18 protein-coding genes are annotated in these 19,920 nt (G+C 32.3%); 15 read left to right on the forward strand and 3 right to left on the reverse strand.

Annotated elements, in window-relative coordinates; genetic code table 11:
* The first annotated feature begins 155 nt into the window (after positions 1 to 155).
* From RH98_RS00515 to RH98_RS00525, 3 genes are all read left to right on the forward strand, one after another.
* Positions 156 to 1,316 carry an iron-containing alcohol dehydrogenase gene (locus RH98_RS00515; protein WP_010249319.1) on the forward strand — a complete coding sequence of 387 codons (1,161 nt, stop codon included), beginning with the start codon at positions 156 to 158 and terminating at the stop codon, positions 1,314 to 1,316.
* 243 nt (positions 1,317 to 1,559) lie between these two features.
* Positions 1,560 to 2,555, forward strand: coding sequence for an NAD(P)H-dependent glycerol-3-phosphate dehydrogenase (locus RH98_RS00520; protein WP_010249320.1), 996 nt, complete (start codon positions 1,560 to 1,562; stop codon positions 2,553 to 2,555).
* A gap of 195 nt (positions 2,556 to 2,750) precedes the next feature.
* Entirely contained in the window at positions 2,751 to 3,737 is a 987-nt protein-coding gene (locus RH98_RS00525; RefSeq protein ID WP_010249321.1) for a TerC family protein, read from the forward strand.
* Between the two features lie 61 nt (positions 3,738 to 3,798).
* On the opposite strand, the gene RH98_RS00530 is transcribed toward RH98_RS00525, so the two are convergent.
* Together RH98_RS00530 and RH98_RS00535 are read right to left on the reverse strand one after the other, a co-directional pair.
* A complete protein-coding gene (locus RH98_RS00530) occupies positions 3,799 to 5,505 on the reverse strand; it encodes a glycoside hydrolase family 32 protein (RefSeq protein WP_010249322.1) in 1,707 nt (568 codons plus the stop codon).
* Positions 5,506 to 5,650: 145 nt separating this feature from the next.
* Complete coding sequence (locus RH98_RS00535) at positions 5,651 to 6,058, reverse strand: hypothetical protein (RefSeq protein ID WP_010249323.1); 408 nt, start codon at positions 6,056 to 6,058, stop codon at positions 5,651 to 5,653.
* 640 nt (positions 6,059 to 6,698) lie between these two features.
* Between RH98_RS00535 and RH98_RS00540 the strand changes: the two genes are divergently transcribed.
* From RH98_RS00540 to atpG, 12 genes are all read left to right on the forward strand, one after another.
* Complete coding sequence (locus RH98_RS00540; RefSeq protein ID WP_010249324.1) at positions 6,699 to 8,174, forward strand: DUF5687 family protein; 1,476 nt, start codon at positions 6,699 to 6,701, stop codon at positions 8,172 to 8,174.
* A gap of 13 nt (positions 8,175 to 8,187) precedes the next feature.
* Entirely contained in the window at positions 8,188 to 8,883 is a 696-nt protein-coding gene (locus RH98_RS00545) for an ABC transporter ATP-binding protein (RefSeq protein ID WP_010249326.1), read from the forward strand.
* A gap of 264 nt (positions 8,884 to 9,147) precedes the next feature.
* A complete protein-coding gene (porW, locus tag RH98_RS00550; protein WP_026038645.1) occupies positions 9,148 to 11,796 on the forward strand; it encodes a type IX secretion system periplasmic lipoprotein PorW/SprE in 2,649 nt (882 codons plus the stop codon).
* A gap of 36 nt (positions 11,797 to 11,832) precedes the next feature.
* The gene (locus tag RH98_RS00555; protein ID WP_010249330.1) at positions 11,833 to 12,264 is read left to right on the forward strand and encodes a bactofilin family protein; all 432 of its coding nucleotides are present in this window, start codon (positions 11,833 to 11,835) and stop codon (positions 12,262 to 12,264) included.
* Complete coding sequence (locus tag RH98_RS00560; RefSeq protein ID WP_010249332.1) at positions 12,251 to 12,469, forward strand: AtpZ/AtpI family protein; 219 nt, start codon at positions 12,251 to 12,253, stop codon at positions 12,467 to 12,469. Before RH98_RS00555 ends, RH98_RS00560 begins: the two co-directional genes overlap by 14 nt.
* 5 nt (positions 12,470 to 12,474) lie before the next feature.
* Positions 12,475 to 12,885: a DUF6168 family protein gene (locus tag RH98_RS00565; protein ID WP_010249334.1), complete on the forward strand. Its 411-nt coding sequence runs from the start codon at positions 12,475 to 12,477 to the stop codon at positions 12,883 to 12,885.
* 93 nt (positions 12,886 to 12,978) lie between these two features.
* Positions 12,979 to 14,154, forward strand: coding sequence for a F0F1 ATP synthase subunit A (gene atpB / locus RH98_RS00570; protein ID WP_010249336.1), 1,176 nt, complete (start codon positions 12,979 to 12,981; stop codon positions 14,152 to 14,154).
* Between the two features lie 50 nt (positions 14,155 to 14,204).
* Complete coding sequence (gene atpE, locus RH98_RS00575; RefSeq protein WP_006257837.1) at positions 14,205 to 14,399, forward strand: ATP synthase F0 subunit C; 195 nt, start codon at positions 14,205 to 14,207, stop codon at positions 14,397 to 14,399.
* Between the two features lie 95 nt (positions 14,400 to 14,494).
* A complete protein-coding gene (locus RH98_RS00580) occupies positions 14,495 to 14,995 on the forward strand; it encodes a F0F1 ATP synthase subunit B (protein WP_010249340.1) in 501 nt (166 codons plus the stop codon).
* Between the two features lie 10 nt (positions 14,996 to 15,005).
* A complete protein-coding gene (gene atpH, locus RH98_RS00585; protein WP_010249342.1) occupies positions 15,006 to 15,542 on the forward strand; it encodes an ATP synthase F1 subunit delta in 537 nt (178 codons plus the stop codon).
* A 41-nt stretch (positions 15,543 to 15,583) separates the two neighbouring features.
* Positions 15,584 to 17,158, forward strand: a complete 1,575-nt coding sequence (gene atpA, locus RH98_RS00590) for a F0F1 ATP synthase subunit alpha (protein ID WP_010249344.1) — start codon at positions 15,584 to 15,586, stop codon at positions 17,156 to 17,158.
* 67 nt (positions 17,159 to 17,225) lie between these two features.
* The gene (gene atpG / locus RH98_RS00595) at positions 17,226 to 18,086 is read left to right on the forward strand and encodes an ATP synthase F1 subunit gamma (protein WP_010249356.1); all 861 of its coding nucleotides are present in this window, start codon (positions 17,226 to 17,228) and stop codon (positions 18,084 to 18,086) included.
* A 63-nt stretch (positions 18,087 to 18,149) separates the two neighbouring features.
* Here atpG and RH98_RS00600 read toward each other — a convergent pair whose 3' ends face one another.
* Positions 18,150 to 19,883, reverse strand: coding sequence for a ubiquinone-dependent pyruvate dehydrogenase (locus tag RH98_RS00600; RefSeq protein WP_010249357.1), 1,734 nt, complete (start codon positions 19,881 to 19,883; stop codon positions 18,150 to 18,152).
* Between the last annotated feature and the right edge of the window lie 37 nt (positions 19,884 to 19,920).

A 19,920-nucleotide genomic window follows, 5' to 3' on the forward strand; every position in this document is an offset into this window, starting at 1 on the left:
AATGCATTTAAGCATTCCTTTTTTTATACATATTACAGTTTTTCCTCTTTTTGATTAATTTATAAAAAGTACTTAAGCTTGTCATAAAATAAAGAAAGATGTAGGCTATTAGTGATTTTGGTAGTAATTTTAGTATGAATTAAAAAAAGGATAGTATGTTAAACTTTGAATTATATAATCCAACACGTTTATTTTTTGGTAAAGGTCAAATCAACCAAATTGCAAATCAGATAAAGCCTGATGCCAATATATTATTGGTCTATGGAGGAGGAAGTATTTTTAAAAATGGCGTATATGACCAAGTAATGAAAGCTTTGGAAGGTAAAACAGTTACAGAGTTTGGAGGAGTTGAACCTAACCCACGCTTTGAGACATTATCAAAAGCACTACAAGTTATCCATAATGAAAAGATTGACTTTATACTAGGAGTAGGAGGGGGTAGTGTAATAGATGGAGTTAAGTTTTTATCTGCTGCAGCTTATTATTCTGGAAACCCAATAGATATTGTCCAAAAAAAGATGAATGTTGATTGGAAGTCAATGCCTTATGGTGCAGTATTAACATTACCAGCGACGGGAAGTGAGATGAATAATGGCGCTGTAGTAACAATTGAAGAGACTAAAGAGAAACTATCTTTTCAGGGCGAACCCTTATATCCACAATTTTCAATTTGTGATCCTACAGTAATTAGTTCTTTACCACAAAAACAGATAGCAAACGGTATAGCAGATTCTTTCGTTCATGTTTTAGAACAGTATTTAACCTATCCACAAGATACACCTTTACAAGATCGTTTTGCTGAGGGAATATTATCTACTTTAATTGAAGTAGCTCCTAAGGTATTAGCGGATGCTACTAATTATGAAGCAGCATCTACTTATATGTGGTGTTGCACGATGGCTTTAAATGGCTTGATTAGCAAAGGGGTGATGCAAGATTGGGTAACACATGCTATTGGTCATGAATTAACTGCTTTATACGGCATAGACCATGCACGTACATTAGCGATTGTAGGTCCTAATCTCTATAGAGTAATGCTGGCTACTAAACAAGAGAAATTAGTGCAATTAGGACAACGTGTATTTAATATTAATGAAGGTACTAATGAGGAGAAAGCACTTTTGACCATTGAGAAAATGGAAGAGTTCTTTCATTCATTGGGAATACAGACGAAATTATCAGAATATACAGAGGACTATCTAAAGGCTGCAGAGTTTATTAAACAGCGTTTTGAAGAGAGAGGTTGGATAGCTATGGGAGAGAAAAAAAATATAACTCCAGCACATATTAAAGAGATAGTTACGATGAGTTATTAAACTTCTATGTTAAGCCAATATGAAGACTGAAAAATTAATACTTTTTTAGTGATTAATTTTTCAGTTATTCATTTTGGCATACAAAGCATTTTTTCCTGCGAATTATAATATTTAGAAGAAAAAAACAACTAAAAGCCGTTTTTTATTAAATAGTATGCTTTAACAAGAGGCAAACCTAAAGATACACGTAATTGTTTACAATAGGTTTTTTATTTACTTTTGGCAGAGATATAATCTAAAATTATGAATGATTATCCAAAATTTGCTGTTATAGGCGGAGGTAGCTGGGCTACAGCTATTGTAAAAATGCTAAGTGAAAATCTAGGGAAGATTGCTTGGTATATGAGAAATGAAACAGCTTTAGAAGAAATTAAAGTTAATTATCACAATCCTAACTATCTTAGTTCTGTAGAATTTGATGTTGAACAACTATTCTTAACTAATGATATTAATAAAGCGATATCTTACGCTGACTATGTAATATTTGCTATTCCTTCTGCATTTTTAATGAAAGAAATGGAGAAACTTTATGTGAGTTTAGAGGGGAAAGTGATTATTTCTGCAATTAAGGGTATCATACCTGAAACAAGTCTTATCGTAGGTGAACACTTTCATACTACCTATAATATTTCTTATAATAATATTGCTGTTATTACGGGGCCATGTCATGCAGAAGAGGTAGCATTAGAACGTCTATCTTACTTGACAATAGCTTGTGGTAATAAAGAACATGCAAAAGTCATTCAAGAGTGCTTGAGTAGTCATTATATCAAAGTAAAAATTACAGACGATATAATCGGTACGGAGTATGCAGCAGTATTAAAGAATATATATGCTGTAGCTTGTGGGATTGCGCATGGGTTAGGTTATGGTGATAATTTCCAAGCTCTACTAATGAGTAATGCTATTAGGGAGATGAAGAAAGTGATTAAGAAAGTGCACCGCATGAAACGTAATATTAATAACTCTGCATATTTAGGAGATTTGTTAGTTACTGGGTATTCTTTATTCTCACGTAATCGCATGTTTGGGAATATGATTGGGAAAGGTTACACAGTAAAATCTGCACAAATGGAAATGAATATGATCGCAGAGGGATATTATGCTACTAAAAGTGCTTATGAACTTAATCAGAAGTTAGGTGCTAAAACACCAATTATCAATGCAGTATATGATATTCTATACAATGGTAAAGATCCTAAGAAGATATTTAGAAAGCTAACTGAAAAATTAGATTAATTTTTTTGTAAACGGCATCTTTTTATTTTGATAAAAAATATAGAAACAACCTATTGAAAATCAGTAGGTTGTTTTTTTATATGTTCTTTTTATTGCTTTTTTATTTGAGTGTAACTGTTTTAATATAAGATGTTTACGTATATTTCTCTTGGTGGAATTTTTAATATTTAGTTTTGCCTTTATAAAATTTAAACAATGGATCATTTAATTAATCACCCAGGGCTTTTAGCAGTCTTTGGAATTGTAGTATTTGTAATGTTATTATTAGACTTAGGCGTTTTTAATCGTCACAGTCATCAGGTAACTACTAAAGAAGCGCTTATATGGACAGTTGTCTGGATTGGCTTAGCAATGTGCTTTAGTGGTGTGATATACTATTATATGGACTTTGAGAACTTTGCTCGTTTTCAATCTGCTTATTGGATCGAAAAAGCACTCTCAGTAGATAACCTTTTTGTCTTTATATTGGTTTTCACATTCTTTAAAGTTCCTAAAGAACTACATCACAGAGTACTTTTTTGGGGAATTATTGGAGCATTAGTCTTTAGGGCAATATTTATATTCGCAGGTGTAGAAATTATCAATAAGACTTATTTGCCAGCTATTGAACTATTTGGTAAATCTGTAGAGATTAATGTTGTCTTAACTGTTTTTGGAATTTTCTTATTAGTATCGGGGATCAAATCATGGTTTGCAAAAGATGACCATCACGAGGATGAAGATTTAAGTAAAAACTTTGCAGTGCGAATGGTACACAAATTTTTTAAAGTGAGCAATGACTACGATGGTGAAAAGTTCTTTACCGTAAAGAATGGAGTGCGTATGGTAACCCCTTTATTTGTTGCATTAATGGTAATAGAATTTACTGATTTAGTCTTTGCAGTAGATAGTATACCAGCGATATTTGCTATAGCACCTGATGATCCTTTTATTTTATATACCTCAAATATATTTGCAATCTTAGGACTGCGTTCATTATATTTCTTACTAGCTAATTTTATGGATAAATTCTCTAAACTGAAATACGGATTAGCTATTATCCTATCATTTATTGGTATTAAAATGATTATTTCACCATTTGTACATATCGATTCTATGGTGTCGCTAATAGTTATTGCAAGTGTATTGCTTCTATCTGTAATTGCTTCATTTTTATTTCCGCCCAAAAAAGAAATAATATAACTTATATTAATAAGAGCATTGTTTGTTAATCTTGGAAAGAACTCAAACAATGCTCTTATACTTAATTATTCAAATCAGCCAATTTGTAAATTCTAAATTTGGTAATATCGATTACCCCATCTGATACATCTATCCTTATATTATTATAAGGTTCTGAGGGAAATATAAGATTAGTAGATGCAATCTTACCTTTATTTAAAAATAGTTCAGAGGAGCATTTATCGATGTAAAGTTTAATTTTATATCGATTCGTCTTTTCTAAAGGAGCAATTATATCTCCTTGACTGAATTTTTTATTGAATTTTGTAATCCCACTTGCAGAGCGGTTGGTAGTAAGAAGGTACTTTCTTAAATCAAGATTAAAATTTAGCTTTTCATTATTTTCATTAAAAAGAGTGATACTCACACTAGAAGTAGTGTTTTCGACAATATCAAATTCTAGGATAACTTCGTATGCCCCTTGATTATCTTCAAGAAAAGATTTAATAATAAACATTCTATTGAGTAATCTCGTTGAGAAATCCTTTTTTTCAATACGAAGTTTTTTAACCTCTTTAATAGGGTACGTTTTTAGTATCAGTTGTTTATTAAAAGTAGCGATATCAATTGTACGCGGTAATGTCATCACATTTTTGAAGTGTTGGGTAGGAAGATCATTTGCATAATCCCAATTACTCATCCAGCCGATATAGGTTTTATTATTTTTAGGACAGTTATGCCATGTTACCCCCGCATAATTATCTCTGCCGTAATCAAGCCATAGTGGATATGATAAAGGATCAGCAGTAAAAGTGTGTCCATCGAAATCACCTAGAAAGTATTGAGTAGCATTACCACCATTAGGACCTCCAGGATTAATACTTACTAATAATACCCATTTTTTCTTTTTACCAGATTTTAGTTCAAATAGATCTGGGCATTCCCATACGCCTTTATGGCTACCTATACCTTTGCCAAACTCGCTTAGTCTTTCCCAGCCCTTAAGGTCAGAAGAAGAATAAAACGTAATGCTCTGTCCGGTAGCTAGCGCCATAATCCATTTTTTAGTACCATTATGCCAGAATACCTTAGGGTCTCTAAAATCCTTTTTATCTTCATCTTTTAAGATAGGATTTTCGTTGAATTTAGTAAATGTAATACCGTTGTCATTACTGTATGCTAAACATTGTACTTGATTTTCCTTTGCAGAGGTATAGAATGCTAATGTCATATCAGAACCCAACAAAGCATTGTTCTCTTTGTCAATAATGATACTTCCCGAAAATATCTCTCCCATTTCATCAGGTAGAAGCGCTACAGGATGATTTTCCCATTTTATTAAATCTTTAGATGATGCATGTCCCCAGCTCATATTTCCCCATTTCGTTCCAAAGGGGTTATGCTGAAAATATAAATGATAAACACCATTCTTATAGAATAAGCCATTAGGATCATTAATCCATCCAAATGGCGCGCTATAGTGGTATTCAGGGCGATATTCTTCCCTATTGTTAGAAGGAAGATACTGCGTATTATCTATTACATTTTTAATATCGGGGGTAAGGTTATTAGAAGCTATTTGAATTGTAATATGGTGACCTTTGTAATTGGAGATATCAATCGGTAACCAATATGTAGCTGTATTCTGAGTAATACTAGCCGTAAATTGTAGGATTGATTGGTCAGTTTCATCTCTAAAGGTTATTATACTTATGGGGTCTGCATCATTGATAGGAAGTAGAATAAAATCTTCTTTGATTCTTATATTTAAATTAATAATATCTTTCATAAGCTTGATTACAGTGTTTAAATGATGGTTTAACTGTTAAAAATAGTGAAAAATATATTATATTATGTTATTTATATGTAAAAAAAGCCGTGCGATAAGCACGGCTTTTGATTATTTCTATCTCCTAGTATTAATCTAGAGGATGTTATTTTGCTATTATCCCTTTTTTGTCTGTAAAAGCAAGGCTTGATAAATTTTCTGTCTTTATAGTATTAGCTGGGAAAGTATAGTTTTTGTCAAATAATTTGCCTTCTTGGAAATAAGTAAGCATAAAAATATTTGTCAGTTGAAATATATTTTCATCTAATAATTCTATTTTTTGAGTTTCTTTTGGAGCGACCTTTGGAAAAGCATGTCTAAATAAGCTTGATTTTTTTTGCTCTCCATTAATTTCGCCTTCAGCTTGAGAGACAATCATTACTGCTTCGATATCCTGATCACTATTATTGAATAAATAAGCATACCAAGCATCAGAAAGAAAATCTTCATTATATTCTTTCACAATTGCTATCTCAACATTTCTTACCTCTGGAATTTCAATATCTTTTTTCATCTTACTTGAATTTGATACAAATATAAAATTATTTGATTTTATCTTCTTGCTTATAATCTCTAATGCATCATAATGTAGGGATAATTCTGCTAGATACTTTGTTTTTCAATGTGTTGAGTATAATGAAATTTTATAATTAAAGTTGTCTTTTTTTAAACGAGTAGCTATTGATCGCGCATTGATTATATGTTGATACCGTAATGATGCCGCTAAAAAGTGGGTATTTAGCGGCATCATTGCGGTATCATAGCGGCATCACTGCGGCATCATCCTGGTGACGACATAGCTTCGTTAGCTATAATTATGTGTATTTTCTTGAAGAAATGCTCTTATTAAAGTAGAAATAAGAAGCTTTTGGATCTAGAAAATTTACATTAAAAATTTATTTAGATAGTGATTATCTTTTTTTGGCATCATATTTGTTTTTTAAGGGTCTATCATCATTTAGTTATTTTTTGGAAAAAAAGCCGCTCTCTTGTATTTAATAAGAGGCGGCTTTTTTCTATATATAAATTTAATTGTAACTGGTTTGTTTTTAGTTATTTATATTTTTTAATTTTGAATTCTTTAATAAAATATATAGTTTATTGTAACAATTTCTTAATTTCCTAGACTCATTAAAGTAAGAAATTGAAATGTTATGAATAAATTGTTATTGGCGTTAGAGAAAAAGGGCGTTAGACGTGGTAACCAACAAAGTATAGATACGGTTGTTAAAGTACTAAAGTGGATGGCTATTGTTTATATTGCTTTAATGTTTTTAGGGGGAGGTACTGGAGCCTATTTTTTAATAGAAGATAAATTCTCAGATTTTACTCCTATTGAATTTATTAGCAAGTACGCGATTTACTATTTTATTAGTGAATTTATTTATCGTTTTTTACTTCAGAAACTACCTGTTGGAAATTTAAAACCTTTGCTTGTTCTTAATATTCCTCGCAAGCGTATTGTATCTTATTTTATAGGTAAGAGTTTTCTATCGGTATTTAATTTTATTCAATTATTCTTTTTAGTTCCATTTACTATTGTCTGTTTATCTCAGGGAACTCCTGTTATAAATACATTAATATGGGCGTTGAGTTTATACTGTATTATCGTTTCTCTTCATTTCATTATTATTCTGATGGAATCGTATAAGACTGTTTTTGGGATAGTTGTTGGAGTATTTCTGATATTAGGATTGGCGCAGTATTATGACTTGTTTGACATTACTGAGTTTTTAAAACCTTTATTTTATGCCAGTTATGAGTATCCAGTTTCTATTGTATTATATTTAGCTGTAGTGGTAGGATTGATTTATCTTACTTTTAAGTATTATCTCAACAACATTTACTTAGATGGTTTGGTTACTGAAAAAATTACTGTAGGTAAGACGCAAGAGATGGGTTGGCTAGATCGTTTTGGACGTTATTCAATCTTCTTAAAAAATGACATTAAACTTATTACAAGAAATAAAAGGGCAAAGACAACTGTATTAATGAGCATTTTATTTCTATTTTATGGATTAGTGTTTGTTGGAGAGAATTCATTTGGAGGACGTTCTGATGGGATGTTTATTTTTATGGCCTTTTTTATTACAGGTGGATTTTTAATGATGTTTGGTCAATATGTACCAAGTTGGGATTCTGCATATTATCCCTTATTAATGACACAAAATGTTAGCTATGCAGATTATCTGAGATCTAAATGGTTATTAATTATTATTGCGACTATTATCTCTACACTATTGGGAACATTTTATATCATTTTTAGCACTGAACTTTTCTATTTGATTTTAGCAGTTGGTATATATAATATTGGAGTGAATAGTTTACTTGTATTGTATGCTGGGGCTTATTTAAAATCTCCAATTGATTTGACTGCAAATAAAAATGTATTTGGAGATAAAAATTCTTTTAATCTTAAAGTTATTGTGCTTAGCTTACCAATGTTTTTAGCTCCTATCTTGCTTTTCTATATTGGGAAATTAGTATCTGGCTTTTTTGTAGGAATTCTATTATTAGTCATAGCAGGTATTATTGGAATGTGTTGTACCAAATTAGCTTTTAGATATATAGAAAAGTTGTATTTAAAAGAAAAATACGATGCATTAAAAGCTTATAAAAAAACAAACTAAAAAATTGAAAATCATGATTAAAGTAGAAAATATTACTAAAGTATATAACGGAAAAGAGGTATTAAATATTGAATCACTAGAAATACCGAAAGGGGAGAGTATTGGGTTAGTTGGTAATAATGGAGCAGGGAAAACAACTTTGTTTAGTCTATTACTTGACTTAATTAAAAGTACTACAGGTACAATATATTCTAATGGTGAAGCGGTTGACAAGAGTGATCATTGGAAAGCGTATACTTCTGCTTTTCTTGACGAAACTTTTTTAATTGGGTATTTGACAGCTGAGGAGTACTTCACGTTTGTCGGTGAATTAAAAGGATTGACGAAAGAACAAGTTAGAGCTGAAATAGAGCATTATGCTTTCTTTTTTAATGATGAGGTATTAGGTCAAAAGAAATATATTAGAGACTTTTCGAAGGGTAACCAGAAGAAAATAGGAATTGTCGCTAGCTTTTTAGGAAAACCGGAGTATGTAATCTTAGACGAGCCGTTTGCTAATTTAGATCCAACTACTCAGATAAGATTAAAGGACTTAGTAAAGCGAAAAATGGAAAACCGCGAAATGACTATTATTATTTCTAGTCATGATTTACAACACACTTTCGAGGTCTCTGATCGTATTATAGTTTTAGAAAAAGGCAGACTTGTGAAGGATGTAAGTACAAAAGATACTTCTTTCAAAGAGCTTGAAAGCTATTTTTATGTTTAATAATCGCAATAGCGATATGGAGTAGATGTTCATATTTCAGGGTTATTGATTCTGTATATTTATTTTTCAATATAGATATGTTAGCTGAAAAGACTATTGCAATTGCAATAGTCTTTTTTTGTTAGTTCTAAATTGTAAAAAAAAATCACGTACTTTGTTTTACCCATTTTTTAAGAGTTTAGGTTATTAAATTTTTTTGCTAAAAAGATGTTTAATACTATACTAAAAATGGCATTTTAAAGTTTTGATGTAAAGTTAATTAGTTTGAAAAATAGGTTACTTAAATATTCATTAGCACCATTGTGTTTACTCTTTGTATTAGCTTGTTCAGTTAAGAAAGACAGGATAATAAATAGAGGATATCACGCTATGACTACAAAGTATAATATTTTGTACAATGGCTATTTAGCTTATGATGAGGCATTATTATCCCTGCAGGAGGGATATTTTGACAACTTTTGGGAGATCTTACCTGTAGAGCGCATAGAGATAGAAACTGATCCTAGTAAAGAATTCCAAGTGAGTACTCCAATATCCTCAAAGCAAGGAAGTGTGTTGGATAACTTTTCTATTATAGAGGGAGAAAGTAATGTAGAAGATCAAGGAAGTACTGGGTTTGCGAGAGCTGAGGATAAAGCAACAAAAGCCATTCAGAAGCACTCTATGTACATAAAAGGAAGAGAGCGAAACTGGCAAATGGATGAAGCTTATCTACTGTTAGGTAAGGCGCGATATTTTGATGGTAGATTTATTCCAGCCTTAGAAGCTTTCAATTATATTTTATATAAATATCCAGACAGTGATAAGATAAATGAAGCTAAGGTTTGGAGAGAAAAAGCTAATTTGCGATTGTCTTATGATGATATAGCGATTAAGAATCTCAATGAATTTGTAAAAGATAAGCGTGGCAAAATGAAGAAGTCTGTGGAGGCAGAGGCTAACGCTATTCTTGCGCAAGCTTATATCAATATAGAGAATTATGAAGCTGCTATTAGTCCTCTAAAGACAGCAATTGAGTTTGAAAAGTCAAATAAGATAAAAAGTCGCTACCTGTTTATTCTAGGACAGCTTTATGCTCGTATAAATAAGAAAGCTGAGGCTCATCATGCCTTTGAGCAAATTATTAATATGAAACGCAAGGCACCAAAGCCTTATTCTATACATGCTTATTCTCAACAGTTTGGACTGAAAGAGGTAAAAGCTTCTGATTCTATTCCTTTCTTAAAACTTTATCGAAAATTATTAGCTGATAGAGAAAATCGTCCTTATTTGGATATTTTAAATAGACAAGTAGGTTTATTCTATGAAGAGATATCGAAAGATGAGAAAGCGTTAGAATATTTAAAAAAAGCTGTAAAAGCAGGAAAAGGAGATCAGCAATTGAAAGCTTATAATTACTTGAGTATTGCCGAGATTTATTTTAATAATGCAGGCTATGCTAATGCTGGTTCTTACTATGATAGTGCTCTTTCTTTATTGCCCGAAAAGGCAAAAGAACGTTTGCGCATCGTTAAGAGAAGAGATGCATTAAGAGATGTGGTTGCTTATGAAAAAGTTGCACACACAAATGATAGTATCTTAAGACTCGTGGCAATGAATGAAGGGCAGCGTTTTGATTATTTTCAAAAATACGTAGATGATCTCAGAAAAGAGGATTTCAGAAAACTACAAGCAACTCTTAAAGGCAAGAAGCGCGATAATAATGCGGATTATTTTAATATGCCAAGTTTCGGAAGTGCTATTGAAGCTTCATTAGGAAATACCTCAATGGGAGGGCAAGGTCGTTCATCTTTCTATTTCTATTCTACTCAAGCATCTTCTTATGGTAAACTTGAATTTAAGAAAAAATGGGGAAATCGTGCATTAGTGGATAACTGGAGATTATCTTCTGTAAGCAATGCTTCCGGTAATTTAGCAGCAAATAGTTCAAATGAAAATACTAGTACTACATCATCGAAAAATGTAGCCGTACCTGAAGATAACCGTTATAATGTAGAATATTATGTAGGCAAGATTCCTACTGATGAAAACGAGATTGCGATACTTAAGCGAGATCGCGATTATGCTTATTTCCAATTAGGGTCGATGTATAGCGAGCGCTTTAAGAAATATGATATAGCAGCGGTTAAATTTGAGGATTTACTTACTTTCGAACCTGCTAAAAGATTAGTATTACCGAGTATGTATAAGCTTTATAAGATATATTTGGAAATTGATATGCAAAAAGCTTTGGTATTAAAAGCAAGGATTATTTCGGAGTATCCTGCTTCACGTTATGCTAAGCTGTTGCAGAATATAGGATTAGATAAAATTGATGATTTATCTCCAGAACAATTATATACAAATGTATTTAGAGTGTATTCGTCTGGTGAATATGAGAAAGCTCTCAAAGAAGTAGATGATGCATTAGAACGATATGATGATGATTATGTTAGTAAATTTGAGTTATTAAAAGCTCAGATTATTGCAAGACTGCAAGGTATAGAAGCTTATAAAGATGCTCTTAATTTTGTTGCCCTGACTTATAGCTCATCACCTGAAGGAAAAGAAGCAGAGAATATTTTGTCTACAATTGTACCAGAATTAGAAGGTAGGGAATTTACAGATACTGATGCTAAAAATTGGAAAATAGTCATCTTTATAAATTCTGCAAGTCAGGAAAATGCTTCAATAGATAAAAGAAAGTTTATTGATTTTGCGACTTATAATAGTAGAATTGGCATTAGCTATTCAGAAGATTATTATAAGAAAAACGAGGAATTTATTGTACTCCATGGTTTTAAAACAAAAGAGGATGCCGAAAAAGCAATTTCAACAATGGGGGTAAGGGATGCCTATGCTATTAGTGCAGAAAATTATATAGTAGTACAAATTAAGAAAAATTGGAATGATTACTTAGCTAAGGATAATTAGTTCAATTAATTATATGGTCGAAAAAAAAAGGGTATTATGTTTAAAAAAGAAAGTAAAGGTCAAGAAGATCAATTAGGAAAAACGAATAGAATAGTTGAAGAGACAACTATTAGAGGTGATATTGAATCAATCAGTGATATTCGTCTTGATGGTATTCTCCAAGGGAATTTATTTGTGAAAGGGAGAGTTGTTGTAGGAAGAAATGCTAAGATACTTGGGAATATAGAGTGTGAAAATGCTGATATTGAGGGAGAGGTAGAAGGAACTTTACGCGTTAGAGATCTTCTTCATATTAAAGAAAGTGCTATTGTAAAGGGTGAACTTATAGTAGGAAGATTATCTGTAGAACCAGGAGGGAAGATAGAGGTAACTTGTAAGATGTTAGGTGGTGAAAAAGAAGTACTTAGTCAAAACGAGAAGAAAGAATCAAAGAATACTAAAAAAGTTGTAGCTGTTGAAGGAGCCTAATAAGGGGCCAAATAAATGGCTCGCGCTTATAAATATCCCTGTGCAAATGGGGGTTACCATTTATTTATTTCACCTTTTAGGAGATTGGTTAGATGCTAAGTATAATTTATCTGACGGTTTAGCAAATAAAATTTGTACGTTAATTGGAGTAGGATTAGCTTTGTACCAAGTTATAAGACAAGTTAATCAGCTTAATCGTAAGTAAACAAAATGAGTAAAGAAGCATTAGGAGTAGGTTTAAAAGTAATAGTTAGTTTGTTAATTTGTTTCGCAGTGCATTTTGCGATTATAAGTTTTACAGATTTTGGAGACTCTATTAATAACTTAGGTTACAGTTTAATAGGGTTTTATGGATTTGAGTTAATATTTACATTAGGAGTGTTCTTTGCTATGTTTGGAATGAAATCTAGTATGCCAAATAATCTAGGTTTTGTTTTTTTAGGAGTTATAACACTTAGATTAATAGCAAGTTATTTGTTTGCTAGAGAAGGATTAGATAATGAAGAGGTAGATCAGACATTTAAGTATAATTTTTTAATAATTGTCCTTATTTTCTTAGCAGGGGATGCCTATATCGCTTATCATATTTTAAATAAGAACGTTGCTGTAGAAAAAAGTTAGTAAAAAAAGTTTCGCATAAAGGTATGATTATATAAGATTTATTGTACTTTTGCACAAAATTTTAAGAACCATAAAAATTCAAGAAGTTAAGGTATGTTGACTCTCAAGACATCGCTGAAATTATTTGTGGCTGTATTTTTTACAGCATCATCAGTATTTTCATTCGCACAAAGTAATGCTCAAAGTACTGATGGAGTACTTCAAGAAATTGATCAGTCTGTTACAGAAATACTTGAAGTTGCTGAACATGACGACCAAGTTTTAGAGGAGCTGTCTCAAAAGGACAAGGTAGATGCACACATTAAGCATCACTTAGCAGATGATTATTCATTCGTTTTCTTTTCAGATGAAGCTACAGGAAAAAATTACGGTTTTTCATTACCAGTAATTTTGATTGATAATGGTCTTAAAATATTTATGTCTTCTGAGTTTGATTTCGGAAACAAAATAGTTGAAAAAGACGGTCAGTTCTATAAATTATACCATGGTAAAATTTACAAAACAGACGCAGCAGGGACAATTAACTATGATGAAAATCATAACCCTACAAATGAGAAACCACTTGATTTCTCTATTACAAAGAACGTTGCTTCTTTATTTTTCACTACAATTTTGATTTTTATTATGTTTATAAGTTTAGCTAAAACTTATAAAACAGGTCCAAATAACTTACCAAAAGGTTTTGCTAGAGCTTTAGAGCCTTTAGTTTTATATGTACGTGATGAAATGGCAATTCCTAATATTGGAAAAGCTAAGTACAAAAAATTCATGCCTTATTTATTATCTGTATTCTTCTTAATTTTCTTATTGAACTTATTAGGATTAACTCCTCTAGGATTTAACGTTACAGGTAGTATCTCAGTAACTGCATGTTTAGCAATCTTTACATTCATTATTACGCAATTTTCAGCTAACAAAGATTATTGGAAACATATGTTCTGGATGCCTGGTGTACCAGTGCCAATGAAAATTATGTTAGCTCCAATTGAAGTTTTAGGTGCATTGATCAAACCTTTCTCTTTAATGGTTCGTTTATTTGCTAATATTACAGCAGGTCACTCAGTTGTTTTTGGATTGATTGCAATTATATTCGTAATGAAAGAATCTTTAGGAACAATGGGAGCGACTGGAATAGGTTTCTTCTTATCTACGTTCTTAGTTTTCTTAGAAATATTAGTAGCGTTTTTACAAGCGTTTATTTTTACAATGTTATCGTCATTGTTTATTGGAATGGCAGTAGCTGAACACGAACATGAAGAGGCTCATTAGTCTCACATTATAAATAGTAAATTTGTTTAATTAATATAAATTCAATCACTATGACATTACCAAACATTATTGGTGCAGGTTTAATCGTAATCGGAGCTGGTTATGGTTTAGGAAAAATCGGATCTTCTGCAATGGACGCTATTGCACGTCAACCAGAAGCTGCTGGAAAAATCCAAACTGCGATGATCATTATTGGAGCGTTATTGGAAGGTTTAGCATTCGGTGCTTTAATCTTAGGTAAATAATCCAAGACAAGAAAAAAGAGTTTATCTGTAACGGTTGGTTGCAGATAAACTTCTTAATTAAACAACATAGGTATTAAAAAGTATAATTTTAGATAATGGATAAGTTAATTAACGATTTCAGTTTTGGATTATTTTTCTGGCAATTCATCATTTTATTAGTGGTGGTTTTTGTATTAGGAAAATTCGCGTGGAAACCAATTGTGAATGCATTAGAAGCTCGTGAAGAGGGTATCGCTGATGCTTTAGCAGCTGCAGAAAACGCAAAAAGAGAAATGGCTAATTTAAAAGCTGATAATGAAAAATTATTAGCAGAAGCTCGTACAGAACGCGATGCTTTAATTAAAGAAGCTCGTGAAATTAAAGAGCAAATGATCGCTGATGCAAAAGCTGAAGGTGAGGCTCAAGGAGAAAAAATGATTGCTCAGGCAAAAGCTGCTATCCAAAGTGAAAAAGCTGCTGCTGTAGTAGAGTTAAAAAGTCAAGTGTCTTCTATTTCTATTGAAATCGCTGAGAAATTATTAAAAGAACAATTAGCTGACAAAGATTCTCAAACTAAATTAGTTGAGAAGATGTTGGATGATGTGAAATTAAATTAATTAGATCATTATGATAAGCACAAGAGCAGCTGCACGTTATGCAAAGGCGATGCTTGAGATTTCCACTGAAAAAGGAAATGCTGATGCTATAAATAATGATATGATCCTTATTTCTCAATCAGTATCTCATAGCAATGAGTTAAAGTCTTTTCTTTCAAGTCCAGTTATTAAAGATAGCATTAAATTAAATGCCTTATTAGAGGTGTTTGCTAGTACTAATGAAGGAACTAAAGAATTGTTTAAATTGCTTAAAACAAATAGTAGATTTGAAATTTTAAGTAGTATCGCTTCTGAATTCCAAAAACAATATGCTACATTTAAAGGGATTGAAAATGTTACTGTAACAACAGCATTCCCAATGGATGCTAATCTTGAAGCTAAGGTTATTGCTAAAGTTAAGACTTTGGCTCCTGGTAAAGAGATTAATGTTAAGAATATTGTAGACCCTAGTATATTAGGAGGATTTATATTACAAATTGCAGATAGACAATATAACGCTTCTATTGCAAATCAATTACAAGTTTTAAAAAGAGAATTAACGAATTAAAAAATCACCGCACGATATTTCGTGTAAAAATATAGATAAAAATGGCGGACATTAAACCAGCTGAGATATCAGCGATTTTAAAGAAACAGTTATCTGGATTTAGCTCTGAGGCTTCTTTAGAAGAAGTTGGAACTGTACTAGAAATTGGAGATGGTGTTGCTCGTGTATATGGGTTAACAAATGCTGAGTACGGAGAGTTAGTTGTTTTAGACAACGGATTAGAAGCAATGGTACAAAACTTAGAAGAAGATAATGTAGGTATTGTATTGTTAGGTTCTTCAGTAGGAGTAAAAGAAGGTTCTACAGTAAAAAGAACTGGACGTATTGCTTCTCTTAAAGTTGGAGAAAAAATGGTTGGTCGTGTAGTTAATACATTAGGACAACCAATCGATGGTAAAGGACCAATTGAAGGTGATTTATATGAAATGCCTCTTGAGCGTAAAGCTCCTGGAGTTATTTTCCGTCAACCAGTAACTGAGCCATTACAAACAGGTATTAAATCAATCGATGCGATGATTCCTATCGGACGTGGACAACGTGAGTTAGTAATCGGTGACCGTCAAACTGGTAAAACAACTGTTTGTATTGATACTATATTAAATCAAAAAGAGTTTTATGATGCTGGTCAACCAGTATATTGTATTTATGTAGCAATTGGACAAAAAGCTTCTACTGTTGCAGGAATCGCTAAAACTCTTGAAGATAAAGGTGCATTAGATTATACTATTATCGTTGCTGCTAACGCATCAGATCCTGCTCCAATGCAAGTTTATTCTGCTATGGCAGGTGCTGCAATCGGTGAGTATTTCCGTGATACAGGTCGTCCAGCATTAATCATTTATGATGATTTATCTAAACAAGCTGTGGCTTACCGTGAGATGTCATTAATTTTACGTAGACCACCAGGACGTGAGGCTTACCCTGGAGACGTTTTCTATCTTCACTCAAGATTATTAGAGCGTGCTGCTCGTGTAATCGGTGATGATGATATCGCTAAAAACATGAATGACTTGCCAGAATCATTGAGACCATTCGTAAAAGGTGGTGGTTCTTTAACTGCTTTACCTATTATCGAAACTCAAGCTGGTGACGTTTCTGCATATATTCCAACAAACGTAATTTCGATTACTGATGGTCAGATTTTCTTAGAGTCAGATTTATTCAACTCAGGTGTACGTCCTGCAATTAACGTAGGTATTTCTGTATCTCGTGTGGGTGGTTCTGCTCAAATTAAATCAATGAAAAAAGTATCTGGTACTTTAAAATTAGATCAAGCTCAGTTCCGTGAATTAGAAGCATTTGCTAAATTCGGTTCTGATTTAGATGCTGCTACTATGAATGTAATTTCTAAAGGTCAACGTAACGTTGAAATTTTGAAACAAGCAGTTAATGATCCTTATACTGTAGAAGACCAAGTTGCTATTATCTATGCTGGAACTAAAAACTTATTGAGAAACGTTCCTGTATCGAAAGTAAAAGAATTTGAAAAAGATTATTTAGATGCTTTAAACTCTCGTCATAGAGATGTGTTAGATCAACTTAAAGCAGGTAAGTTTTCTGATGAGTTGACTTCTGTTTTAGAAAAAGTAGCTAAAGAAGTTTCTTCAAAATATTAAGAATTATATTTGAATAAGTTGTTAGATTTTTTCTAACGGCTTATTCAATTTAATATATGTTATAAAAATGGCAAACCTTAAGGAAATACGTAATAGGATTTCATCAATTTCTTCAACAATGCAGATTACTTCTGCGATGAAGATGGTATCAGCAGCAAAATTAAAAAAGGCAACAGATACTATTGAGGCAATGCGTCCTTACTCTGAAAAGTTGACTGAATTAATTCAGAATGTTAGTTCTACATTAGAAGGTGATAATTCTGGAGTTTATTCTCAAGAGAGAGAAGTTAAGAATGTACTTTTAATAGTTGTTACTTCTAACAGAGGTTTATGTGGTGGTTTTAATGCTAATATCATTAAGCAAATAAATGCACTTAAGTCAGGGGAGTTTAGTAATGCTAATATCGATCTTTTGACATTTGGTAAGAAAGGTTATGACATTTTGCGTAAGAGTTTTAATGTTTTAGAAAACAAAAGTGATATTTTTGATCACTTAAGTTTTGAAAATGTTGCTTCTATCGCTGAGCAATTAATGGCTGCTTTCGCAGAAGAGAAATACGATTCTATTCAGATAGTATATAATCAATTCAAAAACGCTGCAACACAGATTGTCGTTACTGAGCAATTTTTGCCATTATTGCCTCAAGATTCTGATAGCAATGTGTCATCTGATTATATTTATGAGCCAAGCAAAGAGGAAATTATTGAAACATTAATACCTCTTTCTTTAAAAACTCAATTGTTTAAGGCAATTGCGGATTCTGTTGCTTCTGAACATGGAGCACGTATGACTGCAATGCATAAAGCTACAGATAATGCAACTGAGCTTAGAGATGCTTTAAAATTAAGTTATAATAAAGCTCGTCAGGCTGCTATTACGAATGAGATTCTTGAAATCGTAGGTGGTGCTGAAGCATTAGGTAAATAATAAACTTATTATTATATAGTAAAAGAGCTAGTCAAGTCGACTAGCTCTTTTTTTTGTTATAAATTATAATTCTGAAATGTGTTTATAATTTGACTTTATTGTATCGTATAATTCATCAAACTTACCATTTAGCATTAATTTCGCCATTGACTTAGTCATTCCAAGCATTTGGTTTAGTTCTATTTTTGGAGGTAGAGCCAAAGCATTAGGATTAGTGAAGATATTTACTAACGCTGGACCATCATGCATTAAAGCTTGATTAATTGTCTCTGGAAGTTCTTCTGGCTTCCTTACTGTGTACCCTTTTATTCCCATAGCTGTTGCTACCATCGCAAAGTCTGGATTGTGCATATCTGTTTCAGTATCCATAAGTCCAGAGACCTCCATCTCTAGCTTTACCATACCTAATGAGCGATTGTTATATACAAAAAGTTTTACTGGAAGTTTGTATTGGCTGATTGTTGCCAAATCTCCTAATAACATTGATAAACCACCATCTCCGCACATTGCTATCACTTGTCTTTGTGGATGAGATAATTGAGCACCTATAGACATTGGCATTGCGTTAGCCATAGAACCGTGATTAAAAGAGCCAAGCATATGACGTTTTCCAGTAGAAGTAATATATCTTGCGCCCCATACGCAGCACATACCTGTATCCACTGTAAAAATAGCATCATCTTTAGCCAATGAGTCTAAAACATACGTAACGTATTCTGGCTGTATGTTATTTTCGGTTCCTGGTGTTGCCACATAGGTGTTAAGGTGATTTTTTACTTTTTTAAAATGTGTAAGTTGTTTGTCAAGGAATGTATTGTCTTGTTTTAGTTCTATATAGGGAAGTAATGCTTTAATTGTTTCAGTAATATCACCGCATAGTCCCATATGTAATTTAGCACGTCTTCCTAAGCGTTCTGTTGCTTCATCAATTTGAATTATTTTATTGTTGGTAGGCATAAATGCTTGATAGGGGAAGTCTGTTCCTAATAGTAAAACTAAGTCTGATTCATGCATGCTATTATATGCAGTTGGCAGTCCTAGAAGACCAGTTAAGCCTATTTCATTTGGATTATCATATTGAATACCCATTTTACCGCGAAATGAGTAGGCTACAGGCGCTTTTATTACTTCTGACAACCTCAATATCTCATCGTGAGCTTTCGATGCTCCTATGCCGCAGTATATCGTTATTTTGGACGCTTCATTTATTTCTGTTGCAAGAGCTTTTATTTCGTTGTCGTTTGGTCTTATAATAGGTTTAGGAAAAAACATCTGAGTTGACGACTCCGATTGTACTGCATCCATTTCTGATACGTCTCCAGGAAGTCCGATTACTGCTACACCTTTTTTTGCATAAGCATGTTGAACTGCTGTCTGAAATACACGTGGTAGCTGAGTAGGTGTTGTTACCATTTGATTATATACACTGCAATCATCAAATAGTTTATACGTATTGGTCTCTTGGAAATAATCCATTCCAAACTGATTAGTATTTATGGTAGAGGCAATTGCAATTAAAGGTATATGTCCTCTGTTTGCTTCGTATAGACCATTTATTAGATGGACATGGCCAGGACCACAACTTCCGGCACAGCACGCTATACCATCTAATTCGGCTTCTGCAGCCGCTGCATAAGCACCTACTTCCTCATGTCTTACATGAATCCATTTTATTTTACCACTTTTTCTTACGGCTTCATTAAAGTGATTTAAACTATCACCTGTTAAAGCATATATTCTTTTTACACCAATGCTAATTAGCATTTCTACTAGTTGTTCTGAAACATTCTTTTTCATAATTTCATCTTTTGATACATAAATTTAATCATAAAAT

Origin of the sequence: Myroides injenensis M09-0166 (genome assembly GCF_000246945.1) — a bacterium.
GTDB lineage: Bacteria > Bacteroidota > Bacteroidia > Flavobacteriales > Flavobacteriaceae > Flavobacterium > Flavobacterium injenense.

What these genes read in the sequence shown, in the direction of transcription:
- atpA (WP_010249344.1), top strand. Translation starts at nt 15,584, where the DNA reads ATGGCGGACATTAAACCAGCTGAGATATCAGCGATTTTAAAGAAACAG.
- RH98_RS00540 (WP_010249324.1), top strand. Translation starts at nt 6,699, where the DNA reads ATGAATAAATTGTTATTGGCGTTAGAGAAAAAGGGCGTTAGACGTGGT.
- RH98_RS00545 (WP_010249326.1), top strand. Translation starts at nt 8,188, where the DNA reads ATGATTAAAGTAGAAAATATTACTAAAGTATATAACGGAAAAGAGGTA.
- RH98_RS00530 (WP_010249322.1), bottom strand. Translation starts at nt 5,505, where the DNA reads ATGAAAGATATTATTAATTTAAATATAAGAATCAAAGAAGATTTTATT.
- RH98_RS00555 (WP_010249330.1), top strand. Translation starts at nt 11,833, where the DNA reads ATGTTTAAAAAAGAAAGTAAAGGTCAAGAAGATCAATTAGGAAAAACG.
- RH98_RS00580 (WP_010249340.1), top strand. Translation starts at nt 14,495, where the DNA reads ATGGATAAGTTAATTAACGATTTCAGTTTTGGATTATTTTTCTGGCAA.
- atpH (WP_010249342.1), top strand. Translation starts at nt 15,006, where the DNA reads ATGATAAGCACAAGAGCAGCTGCACGTTATGCAAAGGCGATGCTTGAG.
- atpE (WP_006257837.1), top strand. Translation starts at nt 14,205, where the DNA reads ATGACATTACCAAACATTATTGGTGCAGGTTTAATCGTAATCGGAGCT.
- RH98_RS00565 (WP_010249334.1), top strand. Translation starts at nt 12,475, where the DNA reads ATGAGTAAAGAAGCATTAGGAGTAGGTTTAAAAGTAATAGTTAGTTTG.
- RH98_RS00600 (WP_010249357.1), bottom strand. Translation starts at nt 19,883, where the DNA reads ATGAAAAAGAATGTTTCAGAACAACTAGTAGAAATGCTAATTAGCATT.
- RH98_RS00525 (WP_010249321.1), top strand. Translation starts at nt 2,751, where the DNA reads ATGGATCATTTAATTAATCACCCAGGGCTTTTAGCAGTCTTTGGAATT.
- RH98_RS00520 (WP_010249320.1), top strand. Translation starts at nt 1,560, where the DNA reads ATGAATGATTATCCAAAATTTGCTGTTATAGGCGGAGGTAGCTGGGCT.
- RH98_RS00535 (WP_010249323.1), bottom strand. Translation starts at nt 6,058, where the DNA reads ATGAAAAAAGATATTGAAATTCCAGAGGTAAGAAATGTTGAGATAGCA.
- RH98_RS00515 (WP_010249319.1), top strand. Translation starts at nt 156, where the DNA reads ATGTTAAACTTTGAATTATATAATCCAACACGTTTATTTTTTGGTAAA.
- atpB (WP_010249336.1), top strand. Translation starts at nt 12,979, where the DNA reads ATGTTGACTCTCAAGACATCGCTGAAATTATTTGTGGCTGTATTTTTT.
- atpG (WP_010249356.1), top strand. Translation starts at nt 17,226, where the DNA reads ATGGCAAACCTTAAGGAAATACGTAATAGGATTTCATCAATTTCTTCA.